Source organism: Terrabacter sp. P2_E3 (assembly GCF_056403915.1).
The window spans coordinates 282175-306732 of the sequence record NZ_JBFUEN010000004.1; the positions used below are offsets into that span (position 1 = coordinate 282175).

Sequence of the window (24558 nt, forward strand, 5' to 3'; positions counted from 1 at the left end):
CTACCCACCGTCGATAGCGTCACGTCAGCGGTCCGCGGCAGGCGGAGCGCCACGGAGCCGGTCCGGGCCTGGACGGCACGGACGGCAGCGGTCTCACGACGGAGGTGCGCGCGGGGATGGACGACCTCGACCTGACGCTGCTGCCGGCTGCGGTGTCGCCTCTCGTGGCGGGCGAGGTGGCCGGAACCCCGCGGCGCTGCCGCGTGCTCGGCGCCTTCCCGACGTGCCTCTACCTCGATCTCGGCGCCCACGAGCGGGTCCTCGCCGTGCTCGCCTCCGACGCCGTCGCACTGCCCATCGGCGTCCGCCTCGCGATGCCGTCGTCCGAGATCCGCTGGGGTGTCGAGCCCGGCGCCCACGTCGTCGTCGGGGAGGGGCGGGTGCGCCTGCCCCGCGCCGACGTCGTCGCGGCCCGGCTGCTCCGGCCGGCGCGAGTGCGTCCCGCACCGCGCGGATCCGCTGGTGACGGCTGGCTCCCCGAGCCCGGAGTCCTCGGCGACCTCGCCCACGACCTCGCCGCGGCGGCCCTCGCCGGCCGCTCGGCCGATCCGGGCGTGCGCGGACTCGTCGGCGTCGGGCGTGGCCTGACCCCGAGCGGCGACGACGCGCTCTGCGGCGTCCTGCTCACCCTGGCCGCGGTCGATGCTCCGCCGGCCCGGCGCGCCCTGTCGGCGGTGCGCACCGCCGTCCGCTCGGTGCTGCCGTGGACGACGAGCCTGTCGGCCGCGCTCCTCGTCGCCGCGGGGGCGGGGTATGCCGTCCCGGACGTCGCGCGCCTCGTGACCCGTCTGGTCTCCGGACCCGGGTCAACCAACAGGTCGGCCGGCGCCACACCGGGCCTGAGCCGGGCAGATGCACCGTCGAGCCTGTTGGTTGACCCGCGGGAGGCAAGCGACCTGAGCAAGCTCGTCGACCGGGTGCTCGCCATCGGGCACACCTCCGGCCGCGACCTCCTGTCGGGAGTCAGCGGTGCGCTGCGCGCCGTCGACGCACTCGATTCCGTCCCCCGCCCCGAACCCCGACCTGCCCCAAGACCCGAATCCCAGGAAGGACTCCACCGTGGCTGACCACGTCGAGCTGAGAACCGGCGCCTACTTCGACTCCGTGACCCTCATGCAGGTCTCGCGCACCGTCGCCGCCGCTCCCGGCGTCGAGGCCGCGCAGGTCGCGATGGCGACCGAGCTCAACCTCGAGGTCATCCGCGGCATGGGCTTCGACGTGCCCGACTCGGCGCCCAACGACCTCGTCGTCGCCATCCGCGGTGACGAGGCCGGCATCGCTGCCGGGCAGGCTGCGCTGGAGTCCGCACTCACCCAGAGCCGTTCTGCCGCAGGCGCGTCCGCCGGCTTCGGCGAGGCGCCGACGGCTCGCACGCTCGGCGGTGCGATCCGCCTCTCGGGTGCCGACCTCGCGCTCGTCTCGGTGCCGGGGGAGCATGCCGTCACCGAGGCGCTCGACGCCGTCCGTGCCGGGGTGTCGGTCATGGTCTTCTCCGACAACGTCCCGGTCGAGGACGAGGTGCGGCTCAAGGACGCCGCCGCCGCTGCCGACGTGCTCGTCATGGGGCCTGACTGCGGCACGGCCGTCGTCGGTGGCGTCGCCCTCGGCTTCGCCAACGTCGTGCGACCCGGCTCCGTCGGCCTCGTCGCGGCATCCGGCACGGGCGCCCAGCAGGTCATGTGCCTCCTGGACGCCGCAGGTGTCGGCATCAGCCACTGCCTCGGCGTCGGTGGCCGCGACCTGTCGTCCGCCGTCGCCGCCCGCTCGACGAAGCAGGCGCTCGCAGCGCTCGCCGCCGACCCGGAGACGACGTCGCTCGTCGTCGTCTCCAAGCCTCCCGCTCCCGAGGTGCTCGCCGACCTGGAGGCGTATGCCGCCGGGCTGGGCAAGCCGGTCCACTGGGCCACGCTCGGGGCCGGGCGGCCGGACCTCACGGCGGCCGTCGAGTCGGTGCTGACCGCCGTCGGCGCGGACGTGCCGGTCTGGCCGACGTGGGAAGCCGCGGGCGCCCGATCGGCCACGACGTCCTCCGGGTCGCTGCGCGGTCTCTTCTGCGGCGGCACCCTCGCCGACGAGGCGATGCTCGTGGCGGGTCCGGTGCTCGGCGACATCCGCTCCAACATCCCGCTGCGGCCCGAGCTCGCCCTGGGCGCCTACCTGCGCGACCCGGGCCACGTCGTCATCGACTTCGGCGACGACACGATGACCCGCGGGCGCGCCCACCCCATGATCGACCCGTCACTGCGCCTCGAGCGCATCGCCGTCGAGGCCGCCGACCCGACGTGCGGCGTGCTCCTCCTCGATCTCGTGCTCGGCCACGGCGCGCACGCGGACCCCGCTCCGGAGCTCGCTGCCGCCGTCCGTGCTGCCCGCGAGACCGCCGCCGCGAGCGGTCGTGCGCTGCCCGTCGTCGTCTCGGTCACCGGCACCACCTCCGACCCGCAGGGGCTCGACCGGTCGGCGCAGGCTCTCGCGGACGCCGGCGCCGACGTCCTCCTCTCCAACGCCGCAGCCACGCGCCGCGCCCTGCAGCTGCTCGGCCACGACGTGACGGCACCGGAGAGCGCGACGGGCGACACGGCATACGCCCCCGTTGCCGGGACGGCCACGGACGTCGGCGCCGAGCCGCTCCACGGACTGCTCGGTGCGGACGTCACGGTCGCGGCCGCCGGGGTCTCGCTCTTCTCGGATGCCCTTCGGGCGCAGGCGGTCTCGGTGACCGAGGCCTCGTGGCAGCCGCCGATGGCGGGAACGGCGGCCGAGCTCGGTCGGGTCCTGGCCGACCCCCGCCGCGACGCCGCCAACGCCGAGGCACTGCGCCGGATGACCGCGGCAGGTGCCGACCTCGTCGACGTCCGTCCGGCCCACGAGGTGCTCGGGCTCGAGCGGGGCACCTTCCTGCACGCGGGGCCACCCATCGAGTTCGCCCGCGCCTCAGGGCCGCTCAAGGGTGCGCTCATCGGCGCGATGCTCTTCGAGGGGCTCGCCGACACGGCCGAGGAGGCCGAGGCGAAGCTCGAGAAGGGCGACGGCATCACGCTCGAGCCGTGCCACCACCGCGACGCGGTCGGCCCGATGGCCGGCGTCATCAGCCCGTCGATGTGGGTCTACGAGCTGCGCGACGAGGTGCACGACAACACGTCGTGGTGCTCGCTCAACGAGGGGCTCGGCAAGGTCCTGCGCTACGGCGCCTACGGCCCCGAGGTCATCGACCGGCTGCGGTGGATGAACTCCGTGCTCGGCCCGATCCTCCAGCAGGCCGTGCGCACCCGCGTCGAGCAGCAGGGCCCGATCGACGTCAAGGCGATCATCGCCCAGATGCTCCAGATGGGCGACGAGGGCCACAACCGCAACCGCGCCGGATCGCTCATGCTCCTGCGCGAGCTGCTCCCGACGATGATCACGGCCGACGCGTCGTCGACCGACATCGCGGAGGCCGTGCGTTTCTCCGGTGCCAACGAGCACTTCTTCCTCAACCTCGGTATGCCGGCCTGCAAGCTGAGCACCCTTGCCGCCCATGGCATCCCGGGATCCTCGGTGGTGACGACGATGGCGCGCAACGGCACCGACTTCGGCATCCGCGTGTCGGGCACCGGCGACGCGTGGTTCACGGGTCCGGCCAACACGCCCGAGGGCCTCTTCCTCGGGTCCTACGGCCCGGACGACGCGAACCCCGACATCGGCGACTCGGCGATCACCGAGACGGCCGGCATCGGCGGCTTCGCGATGGCCGCCGCGCCGGCGATCGTGAAGTTCGTCGGGGGCGACGTGCCGTTCGCGCTGCGGGCCACGCAGACGATGTACGAGATCACCGTCGGCGAGCACACGGCCTACCAGGTGCCGATCCTCGAGTTCCGTGGCACGCCGACCGGCATCGACGTGGCCGCCGTCGCGCGGACCGGCATCCTGCCGCAGATCAACACCGGCATGGCCGGTCGCGTCGCGGGCACGGGCCAGGTCGGCGCCGGTCTCGTGACCCCGCCCGAGCAGTGCTTCACCCAGGCTCTGACTGCTCTCGCGGCGGCCGCGGGCGAGGGCTGACGGAGCGGCCCCCTCAGCTCGGGTCGCGCGGTCGTCGTCGGCCGCGCGGCCCGACCCTCCCTCCGGACCCGACACGCATCCGCCGTGGGAGAAAAGAAGTGGGGCGCTGTCGGCGGCGCGACCTAGGGTGGACAGGCCATGCGAGACTTTCCGCCCCCGATCCGGGCCTACACCGACCGAGGCGCCGAGGCGCCCGACACCCGCTCGCCGCGGGCCTTCCTCTGGTGGATGGTGCGGCAGAACGGCGGCCTGTTCTGGGCCGGGCTGCTCGTCGCCCTCATCTGGATGGTGCCGCAGACGGTCGGGCCGTGGATCGTGGGCCGCGCCATCGACACCGGCATCGTCGCGGGCGACCCGTCGGCGACGATGCAGTGGGTCCTGGTGCTGGGTGCCGTCACCCTCGTCGGCGCGTGCAGCGGCATCCTCTTCCACACGGTCATCGTCCGCGAGTGGCTCATCGCCCTCTACGGCACGACGAAGCTCGTCACGCGCAAGGCGCTCCAGCTCGGCCACGTGCTGACCCGGCGCACGCCGACCGGCGAGGTGCTGTCGGTCTCGGGCAGCGACGGTGACCAGTTCGGTGCCCTCATGGAGATCAGCACGCGGGCCATCTCGCAGCTCGCCGCCTATCTCGTCGTGGCCGCCATCGTGCTCAGCACGTCGGTGCGCATGGGCGTCCTCGTGCTCGTCTCGGCGCCGCTGCTCGTCGTCCTCGGCACGCCGCTGCTGCGGCCGATGCAGCGCTGGCAGGGCGTCGAGCGCTCCCGCAACTCCGAGCTGACGTCGATGGCGACCGACATCGTCGGCGGCCTGCGGATCCTGCGCGGCATCGGCGGTGAGGAGACCTTCGGCGGCAACTACGCCGGGCAGTCCCAGCGCGTGCGCCAGTCCGGCGTCTCGGCCGGTCGCTGGCTCGCCGCCGTCGAGTCCGTCGGCGTCCTGCTCTCCGGTGGCTTCGTCGTCGCCCTGATGTGGCTCGGCACGCGCGAGGTCGCGCAGGGCCGGCTCACGGTGGGCCAGCTCGTCAGCTTCCTCGGCTACGGCCTCTTCCTCGTCCAGCCGATGCGCACCTTCGTCGAGTTCGCCCAGAAGTGGACCCGCTCGGTGGTCTCCGCGCGCAAGGCCGTCGCCGTCCTGTCGCAGCGTCCGCCGTGGGTGCACCCCGACGAGCCGGCGGGCCTCGACACGGGCGCCGAGATCGTCGACGGGACGTCCGGGGCGACCATCCGACCGGGCATCCTCACGATGGTCGTCTCGGCTGTGCCCGACGACTCCGCGGCCCTCGCCGACCGCCTCGGCCGCTACCTGCCCAGCGACGAGGGCGCTCTCGTCAGCGACGAGATCCCCGAGGAGCTCAAGGGCCGCGCCGCCAAGAGGGAGCGCTCGGCGCGCGCCAGGGCCCGGGAGGAGCAGGCCCGCCGCGACGAGGAGCGGGCTCGTCAGCCGTGGGGCGTCACCGTCGGCGGCGTCGACCTCTCCCGCGTGGAGCTCGACGAGGTACGCCGTCGCGTCCTCGTCAGCGACACCTCGCCCCAGGTGTTCGCGGGCACCCTGCGCTCGGCCGTCGACCCGCTCGGCCGGCTGACGCGGGAGCAGGCCGAGCGGGCGCTGCACACCGCCGCCGCCGACGACGTCTTCGACGCCCTCCCGGGTGGGTGGCAGGGCGAGCTCGAGGAGCGCGGACGGGGGCTGTCCGGTGGCCAGCGCCAGCGGCTCGTCCTGATGCGCGCCCTCGCCGCCGATCCCGACGTCCTCGTGCTCGTCGAGCCCACCTCGGCCGTCGACGCCCACACCGAGGCCCGCATCGCGTCCCGCCTCGGGGAGCACCGGGCCGGGCGCACCACGGTCGTCATGACCGCCTCGCCGCTGCTGCTCCACCACGCCGACGAGGTCATCCTCCTCGAGGGCGGGGTCGCCACCGCCCACGGACGGCACGCCGACCTGCTCGCCGACTCGCCGGCCTACCGCTCGGTCGTCGTCCGCGGCGGCGACGCCGACCCGTCCGTCCTCTCCCACCTCGCCGAGGAGTCCCGATGAGCCGCGCCGACAGCACGGTCGCGACGACCGGCGCCCCGGACGCCGCCGGCATCGCTGACACCACGGACGTCGCGGACGCCACGTGGGTCTCGCTGCTGCCCGAGGTGCTCGCAGCCGAGTCCGCCCGCACCTGGGACTACGCCATCCACGCGCCCGCGGTGCCCGACGAGCTGCGGCCGCCGCAGTCCGCCTCGGTCGGGGAGCGGCTCAGCGCGCTGCACCGGCGCCACCTGCTGCGCGAGCGGCGGGCCCAGGAGTTCGTCGCCGACACGATGAACGCCCGCACCGGCCTGCCCATCGCCGACAACGCACGCGTCGTGCGCTTCATCGGCGGGCTGCTCTCGCAGGAGCGGCTGCTCGTCGTCGCCGTCGTCCTCGCCAACGCGCTCGCCGCCACGGCGGGCCTGCTCGTGCCGCGTCTGCTCGGTGAGCTCGTCGACTCGACGGTCGCCGACGTCGAGGCGGGCCGGGTCGATGCCGCCATGGCTGGGGCCAACTCCGCGGCGCTCGTCGTCGCCGGGCTCGTCGTCGTGCAGAGCGCGTTCACCTTCGCGGCCAAGATCTCCTCGACGGTGCTCGGCCAGAGCGTCCTCGCGACGGCCCGCGAGTACATCGTGCACGCGATCCTGCGGCTGCCGCTCTCGCGCGTCGAGAGTGCGAGCTCCGGCGACCTCGTCACGCGAGTCACCCGCGACGTCGGCACGATGAGCGAGAGCGTGCGCTGGGCGCTGCCCGAGGCCATCATCGCGAGCATCACCGTCGTGCTGACCCTCGTCGCCATGGTGAGCAACGCGCCGCTGCTGTCGTTGCCGTCGATCGTCCTCATGTCGCTCGCGCTCTTCCAGGTGCGCCGCTATCTCGGGCGCGCGCCGAAGGGCTACCTCACCGAGGGCGGCACCTACTCGCGCATCAACACCACGCTCACCGAGACCGTGGAGGGCGCCCGCACCGTCGAGGCCCTGGGCCTGACGCGTCACCGCCTGCGTCGCGGCGACGAGGACATCGAGGTGTCCGGCCAGGCCGAGCGCTACACGATGACGCTGCGCAACCTGCTCTTCGCCGTCATGGACATCGCCTTCAGCCTGCCGCGGGTGCTCGTGCTGCTCCTCGGCGCCATCGGCTACGCCCAGGGCTGGGCCACCCTCGGTCAGATCACCACGGCGATCCTCTACACCGAGGCGCTGTGGGGGCCGTTCGACATGCTCGTGCACACCGTCGACCGGGTCCAGGTCGGCATCGCGTCGACGACCCGACTGCTCGGCATCGCGACCGTCCCGCCCGACCGTGAGGCAGGCGCCGACCGACCCACCGGGCCCGAGCTCGTCGGCACCGACCTGCGCTACGCCTACCGCGCCGGTCACGACGTGCTGCACGGCATCGACCTCGACCTCGGCACGGGGGAGCGCCTCGCGATCGTCGGTCCGAGCGGCTCCGGCAAGTCGACGCTGGGTCGCCTGCTGTCGGGCATCCACGGCCCCCGCACCGGGTCGGTGACGGTCGGCGGCGTCGAGCTGACGTCGCTCCCGCTCGACCAGCTGCGCGCCGAGGTCGCCCTCGTCACCCAGGAGCACCACGTCTTCATCGGGTCGGTGCGCGACAACGTCGTGCTGGCGCGCGAGGGCTCGACCGACGAGGAGGTCCGCGAGGCCCTGCGCGCCGTCGACGCCCTCGAGTGGGTCGAGCGGCTCCCGGAGGGCCTGGACACCAAGCTCGGCTCGGGCCACCAGGTGCTGACCCCGGGCCGCGCCCAGCAGATCGCCCTGGCCCGACTCATCCTCGCCGACCCGCACACCATCGTCCTCGACGAGGCGACATCCCTCATCGACCCGCGCACCGCCCGACACCTCGAGGGCTCGATGAACGCGCTGCTCACCGGGCGCACCGTCGTCGCGATCGCGCACCGCCTCCACACGGCGCACGACGCCGACCGCATCGCGGTCGTCATCGACGGGCGGGTCGCCGAGCTCGGCAGCCACGACGAGCTCGTCGAGCAGGACGGGGAGTACGCCGCCCTCTGGCGGGCCTGGACCTCCTGACCGCGGGGGTCAGGCGTCCACGCGGGCGAGGCGGCGGCGTACGACCGGAGCCGTGAGGTCGAGCATGGCCCGGGTCAGGGCCACCCGCTCACGCACCGTCCGACGCAGCGAGTCCGCGTCCGGGCCGCGAAGCTCGACGGTCGGCAGCGCCGTGAAGAGCGAGCGCGCGAAGAGGGACCCGAGGTAGCCGAAGCGCACGTCCTCCGGGTCGGCGGCGTAGCCCTCGTCAGCGAGGCCACCCAGGTAGGCGTCGAAGATCGCGGCGTCGATGCGCGCGATGTCGGACGCCGGGGTCAGCCCCGCATGCATGGGTCCGACGAGCAGCTGGCCGAGGTCGAAGCCGACGGCGAGCGGCGAGCCGAAGCCCCAGTCGATGACCACGAGGTCGTCCTCGCCGTTGCAGATGAGGATGTTCTGGATGCTCGCGTCACCGTGGGCATAGGTCTGGGGGAGGGCCTCGAGCTCGGCGAGGACGTCCAGGACCAGCGGAAGGAGCTCCCGCAGCTCGTCACGCAGACCGGGGTCCCCCGGGTCACGGAGGGCCTCGGCGAGAGCGGGCCGCGACCAGAGGTCGTCGTCGGCGAGGTCGGTGCCGGCCCCGATCAGCACCCGGCCCTCGACGAGGTAGCGCAGCGCCGCACCGTCGGGGAGCAGGCACGTCTCCGGGAGACGGTCGTTGACGGGTGCGCCCGACCGGCGACGCGCGGCTAGCCGCCCGAGCAGCCTTGCCGCACGGGCGAGCTCGTCGATCGTCCACGGGCCGCGGCGCTCGTCGACGAACTCCCACCAGAGCCCGATGTGGTCATCGTCGAAGACCTCGTGATGGTGCAGTGCGGGCATCCGCATACCGGGTGGCAGCACCTCGTCGATCCCCGACAGCGTCATGTCGAGCTCGAAGCGCCACGGGAAGAAGTCGACGAACGAGTCGCGGAGGGGTCCTTCGGGCACGTGGACGAGACCGGGCCAGAGGCGCGGGTGGCGCAGCAGCTTGACGAACCACACGGCCTCGCCGCCGTCCGGGCCCGCGGCCGAGGCGTGCCACAGCCCCGCCGTCGCGGGCGAGCCCCAGTCGTAGTCGATCGGCGACAGCGTGACGGCGTCGACGGGGACACGGGCCAGCCGTGCCGTGACACCGGTGATGTCGACTGACATGAGTCCCCCTCAGAAAGTAAAGCGTCTTGACCATTTCGAGGATAGGGTCGGAGCATGGCGCGAGGCAAGAGCGTAGGTATGCCGTCCGCACCCGCGGGTGCGGACGACGACCTCCCCGACCACCTCTTCCGCTGGTCGGATGCCTTGGGGCGCAGGCTGTCCCGAGAGATGCGGGCCATCGCGCCGCCGGACCTCGAGGCGATCGGTGGTCGCCGGGCGCGGCTGCTCCAGATCATCCCGGCCGACGGCCTGCGGGTCACCGACCTCGCGTCCCGCGCCGGCGTCACGAAGCAGGCCATCGGTCAGCTCGTCGACACCCTCGAGGAGCTGGGCCTCGTGCAGAGCAGCCCGAGCGCGTCGGACCGCCGCGTGCGCTGGGTGGCACGGACCCCCGCCGGCGATGCCGTCGTCGACCAGACCCTCGCGCTCATCGCGGAGGCCGAGGACCGGCTCCGCGCAGAGGTCGGTCGGGCCCGCTACGACGCGATGCTCGTGACGATGCGGGAGCTCGGCCGCGACGTCACCTGGTGAACCGAGCGAACCGAGGGCGTGGGTCTCGACGGGCACGGGCGCGCGTGTGAAGGTGTGGACATGACCACTGACACGACCGGACAGCAGGGGCGCACGGCATACGTGATCGTCGGCGGAGGGCTCGCCGCGGCGAAGGCCATCGAGGGGATCCGCGAGAGCGACACGGACGGTGCCATCGTCCTCGTGACGGAGGAGGACCGGCTGCCCTACGAGCGGCCGCCGCTGTCCAAGGCCGTGCTCAAGGGCGAGGACGAGATGGAGACGGCCTTCACCCACGACCGCGACTGGTACGCCGAGCACGGGGTCGAGCTGCGACTCGGCAGACCCGCCACGTCTCTCGACGCCGAGCAGCACGTGCTGACGCTCGCCGACGGCGACGCGCTTTCCTACGAGCGGCTGCTCATCGCGACGGGATCGTCGGCACGCGCGCTCGACGTGCCCGGCGCGGACCTCGACGGCGTGCTCTACCTCCGTGAGATGCAGGAGTCCGAGGCGCTCAAGGCGCGCTTGACCGACGGGGCCCGCATCATCATCGTGGGCGCCGGGTGGATCGGCCTCGAGGTCGCCGCGGCGGCCCGCGACGCCGGCTGCAACGTCACCGTCATCGAGCCCCAGGCCGCACCCCTCCTCGGCGTCATGGGCGAGCAGGTCGGGGGCTGGTTCGCGCAGCTGCACCGGGGGCACGGGGTCGAGTTCCGGTTCGGCGACGGCGTCGAGCGCATCGAGGGTGAGACCTCGGTGACGGGCGTCGTCACGACGTCCGGCGACACCCTCCCGGCCGATGCCGTCGTCGTCGGGGTCGGCATCACGCCCAACACCGGGCTCGCCGAGGGCGCCGGCATCGACACCGCCAACGGCATCACGACCGACGAGGCGCTGCGCACGTCGGCCGAGGGCGTGTGGGCGGCCGGTGACGTCGCGAGCTGGCGTTCCACGGCGCTCGACACGAACGTCCGCGTCGAGCACTGGGCCAACGCCCACGACGGCGGGCTCGCGGCGGGTCGCTCGATGGCGGGCCAGGACGTCACCTACGACCCGATCCCGTTCTTCTTCTCCGACCAGTACGACATCGGCCTCGAGTACGCCGGCTACGTCCCGCGCGGGTCCGACGCCGAGGTGCTGCTGCGCGGCGAGCCGTCGAGCAACGAGTTCATGGCGTTCTGGGTCGTGCCCGAGGGCGACGGGGTGCGCGTGCTCGCGGGCATGCACGTCAACGTCTGGGACACTATCGACGACGTCCAGCGGCTCGTGCGCGACCGCACCGTCGTCGACCGGGACCGGCTCACCGATGCCGACGTCCCCCTCGCCGACCTGACCTGACCTGACCTGACCTGACCTGACCTGACCTGGTCTCACCCAGCTGAGCCGCCGTCCCGGCCCCGACGTCGCCGACGTCGGGGCCGGTCCTGTTATGTCCGTTGTGCTCACGTGCGGCTCGTGCGTCTCGTACGCTCTGACCGTGGCGGCGTGCCACGCGTTCTCGGGGCCCGCGCGATGCAGGAGTGAGGACGATGGACCCCTCGAGGCAGCACGAGCACGCGTCCTCAGCGACGGTGCCGCTCGTCAGCCCGGTGGCCCAGCTCGCCTACGTCTTCTCGGAGTACTCGACAGCGACGGGCAACGCCATGTCGACGAAGATCAACGCGCAGGCGCGCGCCCACGAGTCTCTCGGTGGCCGCACCTACGTCGTCGTCAGCGACCGTCGCCGGCACGACTACGACGACGGCACGCTCGTGCGCTACGCGTCGGCGCGCTCGACCCGGCGAGAGTGGTTCACCGACCTCGAGCGACGCGTCGATGCCGTATGCGGTGTCACCGTCGGGCGCCGACCGCTCGTCGCGCGGTTCCACCGGGAGGCGCTCGACGCCGTCCCCGCCGACGCGGAGGCTCTCGTCGTCTACAACTACGCCGGCGCCGTGACCGACCGGCTCATTCGCCGGTTCGGCGGCAAGGTGGTGCTCCACCTCGGCAACGACGTCTTCCGCTCGTGGCGAGCCTCGGAGATCCGACGGGTCATCGCACGCACCCACGTCACCGTGGCCGTCAGCGACCACCTCGTCGCGACCATCGTCGACCGGATCGGCCACCGACCCGAGAACCTGCACGTCCTGCGCAACGGCGTCGACTCCGAGACCTTCCGGCCCGTCCCGCGCGTCCCCGGTGCGCCGGTGACGATCCTGTCCGTCGGCAACGTCATGCCGCACAAGGGGGTCCACCACCTCGTCGCCGCCGCGGAGGTGCTGGCCAGGCGCACCCGAGACTTCCGGGTCCACGTCGTCGGCTCGGCCGGGCTCCGTCCTGCCGACGGCCTCTCGGCCTACGAGCTCGCGCTGCGGCGCGCTGCCGCGCCGCTCGGCGATCTCGTGCGGTTCACCCCGTTCGTCGACCGCCGCGCGCTGCCCGCCGTCTACGGTGCGGCCGACGTCTTCGCGATGCCCGTCGAGTGGCAGGAGCCGGCCGGTCAGGTGGTCACCGAGGCGATGGCCTCGGGGCTGCCGGTGGTCTCGGCCCGCAGCGGCGGCATACCGGAGTACCTCGGCCCCGACGGCGTCTACGTCGACCCGCGCGACACCGTGCACTTCGCCGACGCGCTCCACGCGCTCGTCACGTGCCCGACCGAGCGGGTCAGCCGCGGCCAGGCCCTGCGCACACGGGCCGAGTCCATGACGTGGGAGCGCAACGTCGCCGAGCTGATGCGCCTGCTGGCCGACTGAGCCGCGAGCACGCCGCGCGGGCAGGGGTGGCAGGATGTCCACCGTGACGGCACAGATCCTCGACGGCAAGGCCACCCTCAAGGCGATCAAGGTCGAGCTGACCCAGCGGGTCGCTCGCCTCCGCGAGCAGGGGGTCGTGCCCGGCCTCGGCACGGTGCTCGTCGGCGACGACCCGGGCAGCCACTGGTACGTCAACGCCAAGCACAAGGACTGCGCCGAGATCGGCATCACGAGCCTGCGCCGTGACCTTCCGGCCACCGCCAGCCAGGCCGAGGTCGAGGCCGTCATCGACGAGCTCAATGCCGACCCCACGTGCACCGGCTTCCTCGTCCAGCAGCCGACCGGCCTCGACGAGATGGCGCTGCTCTCGCGCGTCGACCCGAGCAAGGACGTCGACGGCCTGCACCCGATGAACCTCGGCTGGCTCGCGCTCGGCAAGCCGGCCCCGCTGCCGTGCACGCCGATGGGCTGCATCGAGCTGCTTCGCCGTCACGACGTGCCGATCGCGGGCGCCAAGGTCGTCGTCATCGGGCGCGGCCTCACCGTGGGCCGCCCGCTCGGCCTCATCCTCACCCGCAAGAGCGAGAACGCCACCGTGACGCTCTGCCACACGGGCACCAAGGACCTCGCCGCCGAGGTGCGGCAGGCTGACATCGTCATCGCCGCGGCCGGCGTGCCCGGCATCGTCACCAAGGCCATGGTCAAGCCCGGAGCCGCGGTGCTCGACGTCGGCGTGAGTCGCGTCGACGGCAAGATCGCCGGCGATGTCGCCCTCGACGTCGCCGAGGTCGCCGGGTGGGTCAGCCCCAACCCGGGCGGCGTCGGTCCGATGACCCGGGCACTGCTGCTCACCAACATCGTCGAGGCGGCCGAGTCCTCGGTCGCGTCCGGCGCCTGAGCGGCCCCGATGCAGTGGCGGGGTAGTGGCTTCGTCGTCCTCGGCTGGTGGTACCTCGTCGCCGGTCTGGCCGCCGTCGGGGTCCTCGTCATCGCCTTCCTCGACGTCCGGTGGGGCGGACGCATCATGGCCGGGGCCTTCTTCCTCGGCGCGCTGATCCGGCTCGTGGCCCGCCCCTCGCGCAAGGCGGGTGGGCTCAACGTCCGCTCCCGCACCCTCGACGTCGTCATCCTGCTGACGCTGGGCATCGGGGTGCTCATCGCGTCGGCCACCGTCAACGTCCGTGCCGACGTGCCCGACCGCACCTCCGTCGGCCGCACCGCGCGCTGACCGAGCGACCGTGCCGAGCCCTGCGCCCCCGGCGTTCGAGCACTACCTCCTGACCCGCTTCAGCGCGGTCTTCTCGGCCGACGTCCCGGCGCAGGAGGAGTGGCTGCGCTACCGCCTCGGCTTCTTCGTCGACGCCTGCTGGTCCTCGGTGCGCAGCCAGCAGGGCGCGGACTTCACCTGGCTCGTCCTCTTCGACGACCGCTGCAGCGACGACTTCCGCGCCGACGTCGAGGCTCTCGCCGAGGGCACGTTCACCCCGGTCTGGAGCCACGAGCGGTGGACGCCGTCGATCTTCGGCCGCGCGATCGCCGAGCGCAGCCCGGCGGACAGCGCGCCGCCCTGGCTGCTGACGACCCGCCTCGACAGCGACGACGCCATCGCGCGCGACTTCATGGCGGGCGCGCAGGGCGAGTTCGCGCCGACGGACGGCCTCTTCGTCGACTTCCCGCGCGGCATCCAGATCGACCGGAGCGGCGCCACCTACCTCTACGACCAGCTCTCGAGCCCGTTCCTCACGCTCGTCGAGCGCCGCCGCGCCGAGACGACGCCGCGCACCGTGTATGCCGCCCGGCACGCCCGCGCACGCGAGTGGGGTCCTCTCCGGGAGGTGAGTGCGCCGCCGATGTGGGTGCAGGTCATCCACGGCACCAACCTGCTCAACATGACGGTCGGCGCCCGGATCTCACCCCGCGTCGTCAACGAGCGATTCGACCTCGAGCTCGTCTACGAACGGGACGTGCCGACGTGGGACCTGTTGCGCCAGAAGGCAGTCCAGCGGGTCCGGCTCGTTCGCCTGTGGGTGCGCCACCCCGGCGAGCTGACGAAGCTCGTCGAGGCGAAGTACTGGCGGCTGCGCGGCACGCACGTGCGGCCGCAGGGCATGTCGCCCTCGCTGACCGAGGCCGTCAAGGCGAGGGCCGCCCGGCTGGGCTGGCGTCGCTGACCCGGACACACGGCATACGCGAAGGGCGCCGCCCACCTCGTGGTGGACGGCGCCCTTCGGCGTGAGCGGTCGGCTCAGATGAGGCCGAGACCCTTGACGGCGTCGCGCTCCTCGGCGAGCTCGGCGACCGAGGCGTCGATCTTGCCGCGCGAGAAGTCGTCGATGTCCAGGCCCTGGACGATGCTCCACGCGCCGTCCTTGACGGTGACGGGGAAGGAGGAGATGAGCCCCTCCTGCACGCCGTAGGAGCCGTCGGAGCGCACGGCCATCGAGACCCAGTCACCGTCGGGCGTGCCCTGCACCCACGTGCGGGCGTGGTCGATGGTCGCGGAGGCAGCCGATGCGGCCGAGCTGGCGCCGCGCGCCTCGATGATCGCCGCGCCGCGCTTGGCGACGGTCGGGATGAACGTGCCGGCCAGCCAGTCCTGGTCACCGACGGCCTCGGCGGCGTTGCGGCCACCGACCTCGGCGTGGAACAGGTCCGGGTACTGGGTCGCGGAGTGGTTGCCCCAGATCGTCATCTTCTTGATCTCGGTGACCGGCACGCCGAGCTTGGCGGCGAGCTGGCTGATCGCGCGGTTGTGGTCGAGGCGCGTCAGGGCCGAGAAGCGCTCGGTCGGGATGTCGGGGGCGTTGCTCATGGCGATGAGCGCGTTGGTGTTGGCCGGGTTGCCGGTCACGGTGATGCGGATGTCGTCGGCCGCGACCTCGTTCAGGGCCTTGCCCTGCGGGGCGAAGATGCCGCCGTTGGCCTCGAGGAGGTCACCGCGCTCCATGCCCGGGCCGCGGGGGCGCGCGCCGACGAGGAGGGCGTGGTTGACGCCGTCGAAGACCTTCGTCGCGTCGTCGCCGATCTGGACGCCGGCGAGGGTCGGGAAGGCGCAGTCGTCGAGCTCCATGACGACGCCCTCGAGCGCCTTGAGCGCGGGGGTGATCTCGAGCAGGCGCAGCTCCACCGGGGTGTCGGGCCCGAGCAGGGCACCGCTCGCGATGCGGAACAGGAGGCTGTAGCCGATCTGGCCGGCGGCGCCGGTGACGGCGACCTTGACGGGGGTAGTGCTCACAGGTAGGCCCTTCACATCGGTGTGGCGCTGGACGTTCCGACGCTATCAGTGGCCACCTGCTCGTCCGGACGGGCGCCGGTGCTCAGCGCGGGCCCGCCGCATGCGTACGCAACGGGCGTGACGACGATCACTCGCGCCCGGTGAGCGCTGCCGACGGCTCACCCGAGGGCGTATGCCGTCACGCCGGGTCGGTGCCCGGGGCGCGGTCGCGGTTGCGGTTGCGGCGGGCCTTCGCTGCCTTGTCGGCCTCCTCAGCCTTGGCCGCCAGAGTCGCGTCGCGGTATCACTGGGGCAGCGGGTCGGCGCGGACCGCTCGGGGCGCAATCACGGTGCCGTCGGAGTCGTACTGTCGGCGACCCAGCAGCTCGGGCAGCACGGTCATCGCGCGCTCGAGGGCGTGGGCGAGCGTGCCGTCCTTCGGGGTCGGCTCGCGGACGAAGCCGAGGGCGTCCTGGCGCAGCAGCGGACGGATCGCGTCGAGGCGGGTCCAGAACATCGTCCCGGCGAAGAAGCCGAGCTCCCTCGGTTCCTCGAGCCGGGACAACGCCTCGGGCGTCACAGCCGGCTCGACGAGGCGGCGGACGGTGTCGGCGTTGCCGGCCCAGTAGGTGGAGAGGGCGAAGTAGCTGCCTCGGGGGCCGATGACCCCGGTGTCGGGGCGGTGCAGCACCTCGACGAGCTCGGCCAGGATCGCCGGGTCGGTGGGGACGAGCTCCTCGACCATCTGGTCGCGCCAGACGTCGCCGGCGCCGAAGTGGAGCGACTTCTTGGCGTGGATCTTGAGGGCTGCGACGTAGCCGCGGTCGGCGAGGTGCTCGGCCACCACGAGGAAGGGCAGGACGTCGCGGCCCCGGTTGGGCACGGTGACGCACCGTGTGCCCGGCAGGGCTGCCTCGATCTCTGGCGCGTGGTGGGCGTGCTGTCGGGGGAGCGTGACGTAGAGGTCGACTCCCGCGGCGGCGAGGCGCTCGAGTGACGGCACGAGGGCGGGCCACACATCGGCGTAGTAGAGGTGCAGGACGGCGGCCGTGTCGCCGGTCCGCGGGCTGCCGCGACGATCGAGGCGGTCGAGGTGACGACGGGCGGCGCGCACCGCCAGCACGTCCCGCAGGTCGGTGCGCTGCTCGCGAAGGCGAGCGCGCACCGGGCGGAGGCGTCGACGGATCCGACGGCCGAGAGTGGGGCGGGCCATGTCTCTCCTGCGCAGGCGTGGTGGGAGGGCGGCGGGACGGCTCAGACGGTGAGGGCGAGCGACCCGAGGGCGATGAGCCAGCTGACGAAGCTGCCGACGAGGAAGTACTCGGTGACGTCGTCGATGCCGGCCGGGCCGCCCGGGTAGGAGCCCGTCCCGGTGGGGTCGCCGCTCGCCGAGCGGGCGGCCGCCTGGATCTCGGGGAAACGGAGCAGTCCCTTGGCGGCGATGACGAGACCGGCAGCGCCGAACTCGCCGGCCACGCCGAGGCCGAGGATGACGAGGCGCTCCATGGGCCCGAGCAGGCGCCCGCCCTTGAGGCGGTCGGCGGGCTGGCCGCTGGTCGGGGGAGCAGCACGCCCCGTGAGGGAGGCGGCGGCCGCGGCGGCTGCGTTGGCGTTGGTGACGTCGGACGGGCGCAGGGCCCCGATGGTGAGCAGGACGAGGCGCACGATGACGTTGGCCGTCGCGACGTTGAAGAGGACGAGCCCGGTGAGGAGCAGGACCCGCCCGACAGGGAGCGGACCGGTGCCCGGGAGGTCGGCCCAGCCGAGCCACGTCACGAGCGCGCCGCCCGCCGGCGACGCTGCCCCGGAGAAGGCGAGGAGACCGACGACGAGGGCCGCGAAGACGGCCAGCGGCGCGAGGGCGCCGCGACCCGTCATCTGGGTGCGACGCGACAGCTCGGCCCATCCGGCCCCGGCGACGGCGGCGAGGGCGAGGGCGAGCAGGTCGGCCCAACCGTGCATCCCGGCCACGAGGGCGAGGCCGAGGATGACGACCGGGGCGGCCACGTGCCCGACGGCCCGGCCGGGTCGCCATGACGTCGACCGGACGATGTCGCCGACGCCGATGCCGGCGAGGACGATCGACAGCCACGTCACGGCAGGTCGCCGAGCGTCGTCATCGCCTCGAGCGCGACCCCGATGCCGTCACGGCGCACGCGCTGCGAGACCGCGGACGGGCTGATGCCGACCCGGTCGGCGACGTCGTGCTGCGCGTGGCCGTGCATGAGTCCTCCGAGGATCTCGCGTGAGGTGGTCGACATGGAGCCAACCATGAAGTCCAGACAGTCGAGCGCAGCCCGCACCGCTGCGACGGTGGCCGGAGCCTCGTCGGGGGCGACGTAGGCCGTCCGGGACGTGCGCGTCTGCGCGCGCTGCGCCCGGTCCTCCGCCACGGTGATGGCCTCGCGGGCGGCCCAGTAGGCAGGCCCGTCGTGGATGCCGCGCACGGGGTCGAGCGTCGTGACGGCACCGCGGCCGAGGCCGAAGCGGACGTCCGCCCGGGGGAAGAGCTCGGTGCGGACGACGAAGCTGGCCCGCAGCGCCGCTCCCAGGGTGGGGTAGACGCCCTGGAACTCGTCCCCGACGGTGATGACGGCCGGGTCGTCGATCGGCACCTCGGCGTTGGCCCGGGCCACGGCCGCCTCGAAGGCGTCGTGCAGGGCCTGGCGCTCGCGGTGGGTGCGGGACTCGACGATGTCGCCGATGAGCGCCACCGGTGAAGGTTCGGCCTTCAGATCTGACATGTGAAGATCATATCTTCATATTCAGGAAATAGAGCGCTGGCCTTCATTCGAGTCGACGTCGAGGACGGGTCGGCCCTCGTCGTCGACCGCGGCGTTCTCGACCATGTCGGTCGAGCCACTGATGTCCATGTCGTCGCGGCGCTCGCCGGTGATCCAGGCGAAGGTGCTGCCGGCGATGAGGCCACCGACGATCGGCGCCACCCAGAACGCCCACAGCTGCCCCGGGGCGCCGTTGCCGTTGAAGAAGGCGACGGCGGTCGAGCGGGCCGGGTTGATCGAGGCGTTGCTGATCGGGATGGCGACGAGGTGCGCGAGGAGCAGACCGAAGCCGATGGCGAGCGGGGCGAAGCCCCTGGGGGCGTCGTCCTTCGTCGCGCCGAGGACGATGTAGACGAAGAAGGCGGTGACGAGGGCCTCGACGATGAGCACCCCACCCAGCGCGAACCCGCCGGGGGAGTGGATGCCGAAGCCGTTGGCCGCGAGGTTGCCGGTGACGGGACGTCCCGTCGAGGAGAGCAGCCCGGCAAGGGCTCCGCCGGCGAGCAGGCCGCCGACGAGCTGGGCGCCGACGTAGGCCGGCACCTCGCGCCACTCGAAACGCTTCGCGACGGCGATGCCGATCGTGACCGCGGGGTTGAAGTGCGCCCCGGAGACGTGCCCCACGGCATACGCCATCGTCGTCACGGCGAGCCCGAAGGCGATGGCGACGCCGAGGTGGCCGATGCCGTAGTCGATGACCTGCCCGTCGAGGGTCCGGGCGACGAACTTCGCGTCGAAGATGGCCGAGCCGCAGCCGATGAAGACGAGCCAGAAGGTCCCGAGCGCCTCGACGGCGAGGCGTGAACTCATCTTGGGGGTGTACATCGGGCTCCTCCAGCACTGACGTCGGGGCCGAACCGCCCGGGAGGCTCCCGGTGCTCGCAGCGTAGTGGACCGTCAGCGTCCGAACGGGGGATGACGTATGCCGTCCGCGGGCCGTGGGCCGACGTGTCCACGATGCTGACATGTCAGGTGATACACCGATTGACGGCTATCATTCGGCTAACGCGTGGTTTGACCGAATTGGTGCAAAAAAGTCGCCATTCACACGTCGGGTTCTGGGACGAGGTCGTCACTGCCACAGCACCCGGGACGCGTACGTGAATCAGGGCACGTCAGGGATTGTGGTGAGTACAGGGTGACAGCGCAGGTACGCAGGGCTCGATGGGTCCGCCTCGGCTGGGCCGCTGTCGACGCGTTGATCTGGGTCGTGATGCTCTTCGCGGCCCTCTGGATCCGCCTCGACTTCGAGTTCGACGACAGCTTCCTGCGAGGCACGGCCTACTTCGCGCTCGCGGCCATGACCGGGCAGCTCATCGTCGGCTACCTCGTCGGGCCTTACTCGATCAGCCACGTGCTCGGATCGTTCGAGGAGATCGTCGAGCTGACCACGACCACTGCGGTCGTCACCGTGTTCCTCTTCCTCGGGTCGCTCACGGTGGCCCAACCGGTCATCCCCCGGGGTGTGCCCCTGACCGCTGGCGCCCTGGCCATCGCCACGATGTTCGCGCTGCGCTTCGTCGTCCGGACCGTGCGGTCGCACCGGGCCATGCAGGCTCCCGCCGAGCGCAGGGCGATCATCCTCGGAGCCGGTGAGGCGGGTCGTCGCCTCCTGCGCAGCATGAAGTACGACGGTGCCGGTTCCTTCGTGCCCGTGGCGCTCCTCGATGACGACCCGTCCAAGCACCGCCTGCGCCTCGAGGGCCTGCGTGTTCGGGGCACGCGTGAGGCGCTGGCTGCCGTGGCCGAGAAGTACGAAGCCGACACCCTGGTCCTCGCGCTCCCGAACGCCGAGGCGGCCACCCTGCGTGACCTCGCGTCCCGCGCCGCGGACGCCGGCCTCGACGTCGTCAGCCTGCCGCCGCTCAAGGACATCATCGGCGGCCGGCCGACGCCGAACGACCTGCGTGACCTCGACGTCGCCGACCTCCTCGGGCGGCGGCCGGTGCAGCTCGACACCACCGCGATCGCTGACCAGATCTCGGGGCGGCGCGTGCTCGTCACCGGCGCCGGCGGTTCCATCGGCTCGGAGCTCTGCCGCCAGATCGCGCGCTTCGGCCCCTCGCGCCTCTTCATGCTCGACCGCGACGAGTCGGGCTTGCAGGCCACCGAGATGACACTCTCCGGGCACGGCCTGCTCGACTCGGACGACCTCATCCTCGCCGACATCCGCGACCCGAAGGCGCTCGCGGACGCCTTCGAGCGTGCCCGCCCCGAGGTCGTCTTCCACGCCGCCGCCCTCAAGCACCTGCCCCTGCTCGAGTCGCACCCTCTCGAGGCCTGGAAGAGCAACGTCATCGGGACCCTCAACGTCCTGACGGCCGCTGAGGCTGCCGGCGTCTCGACGTTCGTCAACATTTCGACGGACAAGGCCGCCAACCCGACGTGCGTTCTCGGCTACAGCAAGCGGCTCGCCGAGCGTCTGACCGCCGACTTCGCCAAGCGTGCCGACGGTCGCTACGTGTCGGTGCGCTTCGGCAACGTGCTCGGCTCGCGCGGCTCGGTCGTGCACGCCTTCACGGCCCAGATCGAGATGGGTGGCCCGATCACGGTCACCCACCCCGACGTCTGCCGCTACTTCATGCTCATCCCCGAGGCCTGTCAGCTCGTCCTCGAGGCGGCGTCCATCGGTGTCGACGGTGAGGTCATGGTGCTCGAGATGGGAGAGCAGGTGAAGATCCTCGAGGTCGCCAACACGCTCATCCGGATGAGTGGTCGCCGTGACATCGACGTCGTCTTCACCGGCCTGCGCCCAGGCGAAAAGCTCGGCGAGGAGCTCTTCTCGCCCGATGAGGACCGGCGCAGCACAGGCCACCCGCTCGTCGACAGTGTCGGCGTGCCGTCCATGCCCCGGGAGGTCGTTCTCGGCACGAGCTTCGCGGGAGCCGAGGCCGGCCGTGAGTGGATGCGACACGAGGCCCTAGCCCACCTGAACACCCCCACGGAGGCGATCCAGCGGTGAGCCGTATCCATCTGTCCAAGGCCGAGGTCACCGAGATCGAAGAGGCCTACGTTCTCGACGCCCTGCGATCGGGGTGGATCGCGCCCCTGGGTCCCCACGTCGATGCCTTCGAGGCGTCGGTCGCGGAGCGGGTCGGAGTCGCCGGCGCGCTGGCGATGTCCTCCGGCACGGCCGCTCTGCACCTGGCCCTGCTCGACGCCGGGGCCGGCCCCGACACCTACATCCCGGTCTCGAGCCTGACCTTCGCTGCGACGGTCAACGCGATCCTCTACACCGGCGCCCAGCCAGTGCTCGTCGACTCCTCGCCGCAGGACGGCAACGTCGACGTCGACCTCATGGTCCACGCCGTCGACACCCTGCGCGCCGAGGGCAAGGTCGTCCCGGCGGTGGTGCCGGTCGACCTGCTGGGTCGCTGCGCCGACTACTCGCGGCTGCTGCCATTGCTGAACGAGCGGGACGTCGTCGTGGTCGAGGACGCTGCCGAGGCCCTCGGGGCGTCTCACGCCGGGCGCTCTGCCGGTTCGTTCGGCCGCTCCGCCGCGCTCTCCTTCAACGGCAACAAGATCATGACCACCTCGGGTGGCGGGATGCTCCTCAGCGACGACATGGACCTCCTGGGTCGCGCCCGCTACCTCTCGACACAGGCCCGCCAGCCGGTGCCGTGGTACGAGCACACGGACATCGGTTACAACTACCGGATGTCGAACGTGCTCGCTGCCCTCGGCCGCGGTCAGCTCGAACGGCTCGACGGCATGATCGCGCGACGCCGCGAAATCCGGGACCTGTATGCCAAAGCGCTCGCTCCGTACGGCGACGTACGCCTCCTGGGGCGTTCGGGAGCCGACACCGACGATGGGGACAACTGCTGGCTCACGACCATCATCATCGACCGTGACGGACGAGGGATCGCTGACGCGGCTGTGTCAGCGCTCAACCGGGCAGACATCGAGGCTCGTCACGTTTGGAAGCCCATGCACCTCCAGCCGGTCTACTCGGCCCACCGCGCTTTCGTCACTGGGGTCTCCACCGAGCTCTTCCGCACCGGTGTGACCCTTCCGAGCGGAGCGAGTCTTACCGACGACGACATCGACCGGGTCATCGACGCACTCACCGGCCACCTTGACTCATGAGCGCACGCTTGCCAGACGCAAAGCGGGTGTTCGATCTCGCCATAGCGGTGCCTGCCTTCGTGGTGTCCCTTCCGGTCCAGGGCCTCGTAGGCCTCTTGGTCATTCGGAAGCTGGGTCGCCCGATGCTCTTCAAGCAGGCCCGACCGGGGCACCACGGCGAGCCGTTCACGTTGCGCAAGTTCCGGAGCATGCTGCCGGTCAACGAGGCACTTGGACAGGTCGACGATGCCTCCCGGATGACGAACTTCGGACGGGTGCTGAGATCTACAAGCCTCGACGAGCTCCCAACCCTATGGAACGTGATCCGAGGCGACATGTCGCTCGTAGGGCCGCGACCATTGCTCATGCAGTATCTGCCGCTGTACTCCCCGGAGCAGGCACAACGGCATGACGTGCGCCCGGGACTCACGGGCCTAGCCCAAGTTTCTGGTCGGAACGCGCTGTCTTGGGAGGATAAGTTCCGCCTCGACGTCCAGTACGTCAACACCGCTAGCTTGCGGACGGACTTGCGAATCCTCGCCGTGACCGCGGCCTCCGTCCTACGCCGTCAAGGCATCGCGGCCAAAGGGTCTGCCACCATGCCTGCTTTTCAGGGGCCTGTAACAGAAGATCGTGGGACCGCATGAGAATTGCCTATGTCACGCAGTGGTTTCCTCCGGAACCAGCACACATTGCGTTCCAGATTGCCGAAGGCCTGCACGATCGCGGTCACGATGTTTCGGTGATCACCGGCTACCCCAACTATCCGCATGGGCGCATTTACCCAGGCTATAGGCAGCGGTTCGGTGCCATGGAAACCTTCAGGGACATCCGGGTGCATCGGACGCCCATCCTCGCCAATCACGGGACGTCAGTCTTCGGCCGCATGGCAAACTATGGAAGCTTTGCGCTCTCTGCGTCCTGGGCGGCGCGGAAAGTTCCCGGGCCAGACGTCTGGCTCACCTACTCCTCGCCGGCGCTAGCGGCCATACCGGCAATGCTCAGCGGCGCGCGTCGGGCCCCTCGTGCCATGATTCTTCAGGACCTCTGGCCCGACTCGGTCACCGAGAGCAGCTTGCTGCCAAGGTCGCTCCAGCAAGTTGTACGTGGGGCCATCGGTCCCGTTTCGGCGGCCACCTATTCGGACGCAGCGGCTATCGGGATCATCTCTCCTGGAATGAGACAGGTTCTCATTGATCGCGGGGTTGACGCCGGGCGGATTCACTACACGCCCAACTGGGAGGCAGAGCCCTTCTGTCCACCCACCGATGTAGACGTTGCGGCGCTTCGTCAAGAGTTGGGTCTTCCTCAGGATCGACGGATCTTCCTTTACGCGGGGAACTTTGGCGACTTCCAGGCCTTGGATCTCTTGATTAAGGAATTCGCCGACCTGGCAAGGGCACAACTCCTTCTGGTGGGTAGTGGCTCGAGCGAAGCTGCGCTTCGCGGACTGGCAGAAGATCTTCCCTCGGCGAATGTACAGTTCGTCGGACGGCAATCCAAAGCCTCTCTCGAGCGCTATGTGGCTGCCTGTGACGTGCAAGTGGTCTCTCTGGCCGACCGCCCGCTCATGAGGGTCACGATGCCCAGCAAGATTCAGGCATGCCTTGCAGCAGGAAAGCCCATCTTGGCGCATGCAGTAGGTGACGTAGCGGCCGTGATTCGGGACGCAGAGGCTGGCACTGCCGTAGCCCCAGGGTCAGCCGAGGTGAAAGACGTACTTCGAAAGTTCGTCGAAATGGGGGAAGTCGAGCTAGCCGCGCTGGGTCGGAACGCGCGCAGCACGTTTGAAAGCCAGTTCTCGCGAGAGATCGGTCTGTCTCGCGTGGAGAAGATGCTGAGTTCGGCCACCGAATCTGCATTACCAATACTGTGAGCTACGCAAAGCAGAAGAACGTGAAAGAGACGAGCGAGATGGGGCAAGCATGACAGTGGCGGCCAGCACCTTCTGCGGAGTCTGCACGTGGCGCTCGGTGTCG

20 protein-coding genes are annotated in these 24558 nt (G+C 71.5%); 14 read left to right on the forward strand and 6 right to left on the reverse strand.

What is annotated here, in order from left to right; translation table 11 throughout:
• Positions 1-116: 116 nt before the first annotated feature.
• From AC1DW8_RS07300 to AC1DW8_RS07315, 4 genes are all read left to right on the forward strand, one after another.
• A complete protein-coding gene (locus tag AC1DW8_RS07300) occupies positions 117-1067 on the forward strand; it encodes an oxamate carbamoyltransferase subunit AllH family protein (protein ID WP_478092915.1) in 951 nt (316 codons plus the stop codon).
• Complete coding sequence (locus AC1DW8_RS07305) at positions 1060-4041, forward strand: bifunctional FdrA/YlbE family protein (protein WP_478092917.1); 2982 nt, start codon at positions 1060-1062, stop codon at positions 4039-4041. The genes AC1DW8_RS07300 and AC1DW8_RS07305 overlap by 8 nt, the downstream gene beginning before the upstream one ends.
• A gap of 138 nt (positions 4042-4179) precedes the next feature.
• Entirely contained in the window at positions 4180-6078 is a 1899-nt protein-coding gene (locus AC1DW8_RS07310; RefSeq protein ID WP_056778398.1) for an ABC transporter ATP-binding protein, read from the forward strand.
• Positions 6075-8114, forward strand: coding sequence for an ABC transporter ATP-binding protein (locus AC1DW8_RS07315; RefSeq protein WP_478092919.1), 2040 nt, complete (start codon positions 6075-6077; stop codon positions 8112-8114). The genes AC1DW8_RS07310 and AC1DW8_RS07315 overlap by 4 nt, the downstream gene beginning before the upstream one ends.
• 9 nt (positions 8115-8123) lie before the next feature.
• Here the strand turns inward: AC1DW8_RS07315 and AC1DW8_RS07320 are convergent, their stop codons facing one another.
• Positions 8124-9266, reverse strand: a complete 1143-nt coding sequence (locus tag AC1DW8_RS07320; protein ID WP_478092920.1) for a phosphotransferase — start codon at positions 9264-9266, stop codon at positions 8124-8126.
• 54 nt (positions 9267-9320) lie between these two features.
• Here AC1DW8_RS07320 and AC1DW8_RS07325 point away from each other — a divergent pair, with 54 nt between their 5' ends.
• The 6 genes from AC1DW8_RS07325 to AC1DW8_RS07350 all read left to right on the forward strand — a co-directional run bounded on the left by AC1DW8_RS07325 (position 9321) and on the right by AC1DW8_RS07350 (position 14682).
• The gene (locus tag AC1DW8_RS07325) at positions 9321-9797 is read left to right on the forward strand and encodes a MarR family winged helix-turn-helix transcriptional regulator (RefSeq protein ID WP_478092922.1); all 477 of its coding nucleotides are present in this window, start codon (positions 9321-9323) and stop codon (positions 9795-9797) included.
• Between the two features lie 60 nt (positions 9798-9857).
• Positions 9858-11117 carry an NAD(P)/FAD-dependent oxidoreductase gene (locus tag AC1DW8_RS07330; RefSeq protein ID WP_478092924.1) on the forward strand — a complete coding sequence of 420 codons (1260 nt, stop codon included), beginning with the start codon at positions 9858-9860 and terminating at the stop codon, positions 11115-11117.
• A 191-nt stretch (positions 11118-11308) separates the two neighbouring features.
• The gene (locus AC1DW8_RS07335) at positions 11309-12511 is read left to right on the forward strand and encodes a glycosyltransferase family 4 protein (RefSeq protein ID WP_478092926.1); all 1203 of its coding nucleotides are present in this window, start codon (positions 11309-11311) and stop codon (positions 12509-12511) included.
• 43 nt (positions 12512-12554) lie between these two features.
• Complete coding sequence (locus tag AC1DW8_RS07340; RefSeq protein WP_056778412.1) at positions 12555-13409, forward strand: bifunctional methylenetetrahydrofolate dehydrogenase/methenyltetrahydrofolate cyclohydrolase; 855 nt, start codon at positions 12555-12557, stop codon at positions 13407-13409.
• A gap of 9 nt (positions 13410-13418) precedes the next feature.
• The gene (locus AC1DW8_RS07345) at positions 13419-13739 is read left to right on the forward strand and encodes a DUF3017 domain-containing protein (protein WP_056778415.1); all 321 of its coding nucleotides are present in this window, start codon (positions 13419-13421) and stop codon (positions 13737-13739) included.
• A gap of 10 nt (positions 13740-13749) precedes the next feature.
• Positions 13750-14682 carry a glycosyltransferase gene (locus AC1DW8_RS07350; protein WP_478092928.1) on the forward strand — a complete coding sequence of 311 codons (933 nt, stop codon included), beginning with the start codon at positions 13750-13752 and terminating at the stop codon, positions 14680-14682.
• 74 nt (positions 14683-14756) lie between these two features.
• Here AC1DW8_RS07350 and AC1DW8_RS07355 read toward each other — a convergent pair whose 3' ends face one another.
• The 5 genes from AC1DW8_RS07355 to aqpZ form a co-directional block, all read right to left on the reverse strand.
• A complete protein-coding gene (locus AC1DW8_RS07355) occupies positions 14757-15746 on the reverse strand; it encodes a malate dehydrogenase (RefSeq protein ID WP_442273947.1) in 990 nt (329 codons plus the stop codon).
• A gap of 283 nt (positions 15747-16029) precedes the next feature.
• On the reverse strand, positions 16030-16938 hold the full coding sequence (locus tag AC1DW8_RS07360; protein ID WP_478092930.1) for a rhamnan synthesis F family protein: 909 nt from the start codon (positions 16936-16938) through the stop codon (positions 16030-16032).
• Positions 16939-16979: 41 nt separating this feature from the next.
• Positions 16980-17822: a hypothetical protein gene (locus tag AC1DW8_RS07365; protein WP_478092931.1), complete on the reverse strand. Its 843-nt coding sequence runs from the start codon at positions 17820-17822 to the stop codon at positions 16980-16982.
• Positions 17819-18469 (reverse strand): SatD family protein, encoded by a 651-nt coding sequence (locus AC1DW8_RS07370; protein ID WP_478092933.1) that lies wholly within the window; start codon positions 18467-18469, stop codon positions 17819-17821. Before AC1DW8_RS07370 ends, AC1DW8_RS07365 begins: the two co-directional genes overlap by 4 nt.
• 21 nt (positions 18470-18490) lie before the next feature.
• The gene (gene aqpZ, locus AC1DW8_RS07375) at positions 18491-19333 is read right to left on the reverse strand and encodes an aquaporin Z (RefSeq protein ID WP_478092935.1); all 843 of its coding nucleotides are present in this window, start codon (positions 19331-19333) and stop codon (positions 18491-18493) included.
• 313 nt (positions 19334-19646) lie between these two features.
• On the opposite strand from aqpZ, the gene AC1DW8_RS07380 reads away from it, so the two are divergent.
• The 4 genes from AC1DW8_RS07380 to AC1DW8_RS07395 are packed head-to-tail and all read left to right on the forward strand — an operon-like array spanning position 19647 to position 24455.
• A complete protein-coding gene (locus AC1DW8_RS07380) occupies positions 19647-21470 on the forward strand; it encodes a polysaccharide biosynthesis protein (RefSeq protein WP_478092937.1) in 1824 nt (607 codons plus the stop codon).
• Positions 21467-22600: a DegT/DnrJ/EryC1/StrS family aminotransferase gene (locus tag AC1DW8_RS07385; protein WP_478092938.1), complete on the forward strand. Its 1134-nt coding sequence runs from the start codon at positions 21467-21469 to the stop codon at positions 22598-22600. Before AC1DW8_RS07380 ends, AC1DW8_RS07385 begins: the two co-directional genes overlap by 4 nt.
• A complete protein-coding gene (locus AC1DW8_RS07390) occupies positions 22597-23226 on the forward strand; it encodes a sugar transferase (protein ID WP_478092940.1) in 630 nt (209 codons plus the stop codon). The genes AC1DW8_RS07385 and AC1DW8_RS07390 overlap by 4 nt, the downstream gene beginning before the upstream one ends.
• Positions 23223-24455 (forward strand): glycosyltransferase family 4 protein, encoded by a 1233-nt coding sequence (locus AC1DW8_RS07395; protein WP_478092941.1) that lies wholly within the window; start codon positions 23223-23225, stop codon positions 24453-24455. Before AC1DW8_RS07390 ends, AC1DW8_RS07395 begins: the two co-directional genes overlap by 4 nt.
• Positions 24456-24558: the final 103 nt, after the last annotated feature.

Excerpts from the sequence above, each read along its gene's own strand:
- AC1DW8_RS07360 (WP_478092930.1), bottom strand. The coding sequence starts at position 16,938 with ATGGCCCGCCCCACTCTCGGCCGTCGGATCCGTCGACGCCTCCGCCCG.
- AC1DW8_RS07325 (WP_478092922.1), top strand. The coding sequence starts at position 9,321 with ATGGCGCGAGGCAAGAGCGTAGGTATGCCGTCCGCACCCGCGGGTGCG.
- AC1DW8_RS07390 (WP_478092940.1), top strand. The coding sequence starts at position 22,597 with ATGAGCGCACGCTTGCCAGACGCAAAGCGGGTGTTCGATCTCGCCATA.
- AC1DW8_RS07320 (WP_478092920.1), bottom strand. The coding sequence starts at position 9,266 with ATGTCAGTCGACATCACCGGTGTCACGGCACGGCTGGCCCGTGTCCCC.
- AC1DW8_RS07300 (WP_478092915.1), top strand. The coding sequence starts at position 117 with ATGGACGACCTCGACCTGACGCTGCTGCCGGCTGCGGTGTCGCCTCTC.
- AC1DW8_RS07310 (WP_056778398.1), top strand. The coding sequence starts at position 4,180 with ATGCGAGACTTTCCGCCCCCGATCCGGGCCTACACCGACCGAGGCGCC.
- aqpZ (WP_478092935.1), bottom strand. The coding sequence starts at position 19,333 with ATGTACACCCCCAAGATGAGTTCACGCCTCGCCGTCGAGGCGCTCGGG.
- AC1DW8_RS07345 (WP_056778415.1), top strand. The coding sequence starts at position 13,419 with ATGCAGTGGCGGGGTAGTGGCTTCGTCGTCCTCGGCTGGTGGTACCTC.
- AC1DW8_RS07315 (WP_478092919.1), top strand. The coding sequence starts at position 6,075 with ATGAGCCGCGCCGACAGCACGGTCGCGACGACCGGCGCCCCGGACGCC.
- AC1DW8_RS07335 (WP_478092926.1), top strand. The coding sequence starts at position 11,309 with ATGGACCCCTCGAGGCAGCACGAGCACGCGTCCTCAGCGACGGTGCCG.
- AC1DW8_RS07395 (WP_478092941.1), top strand. The coding sequence starts at position 23,223 with ATGAGAATTGCCTATGTCACGCAGTGGTTTCCTCCGGAACCAGCACAC.
- AC1DW8_RS07330 (WP_478092924.1), top strand. The coding sequence starts at position 9,858 with ATGACCACTGACACGACCGGACAGCAGGGGCGCACGGCATACGTGATC.
- AC1DW8_RS07370 (WP_478092933.1), bottom strand. The coding sequence starts at position 18,469 with ATGTCAGATCTGAAGGCCGAACCTTCACCGGTGGCGCTCATCGGCGAC.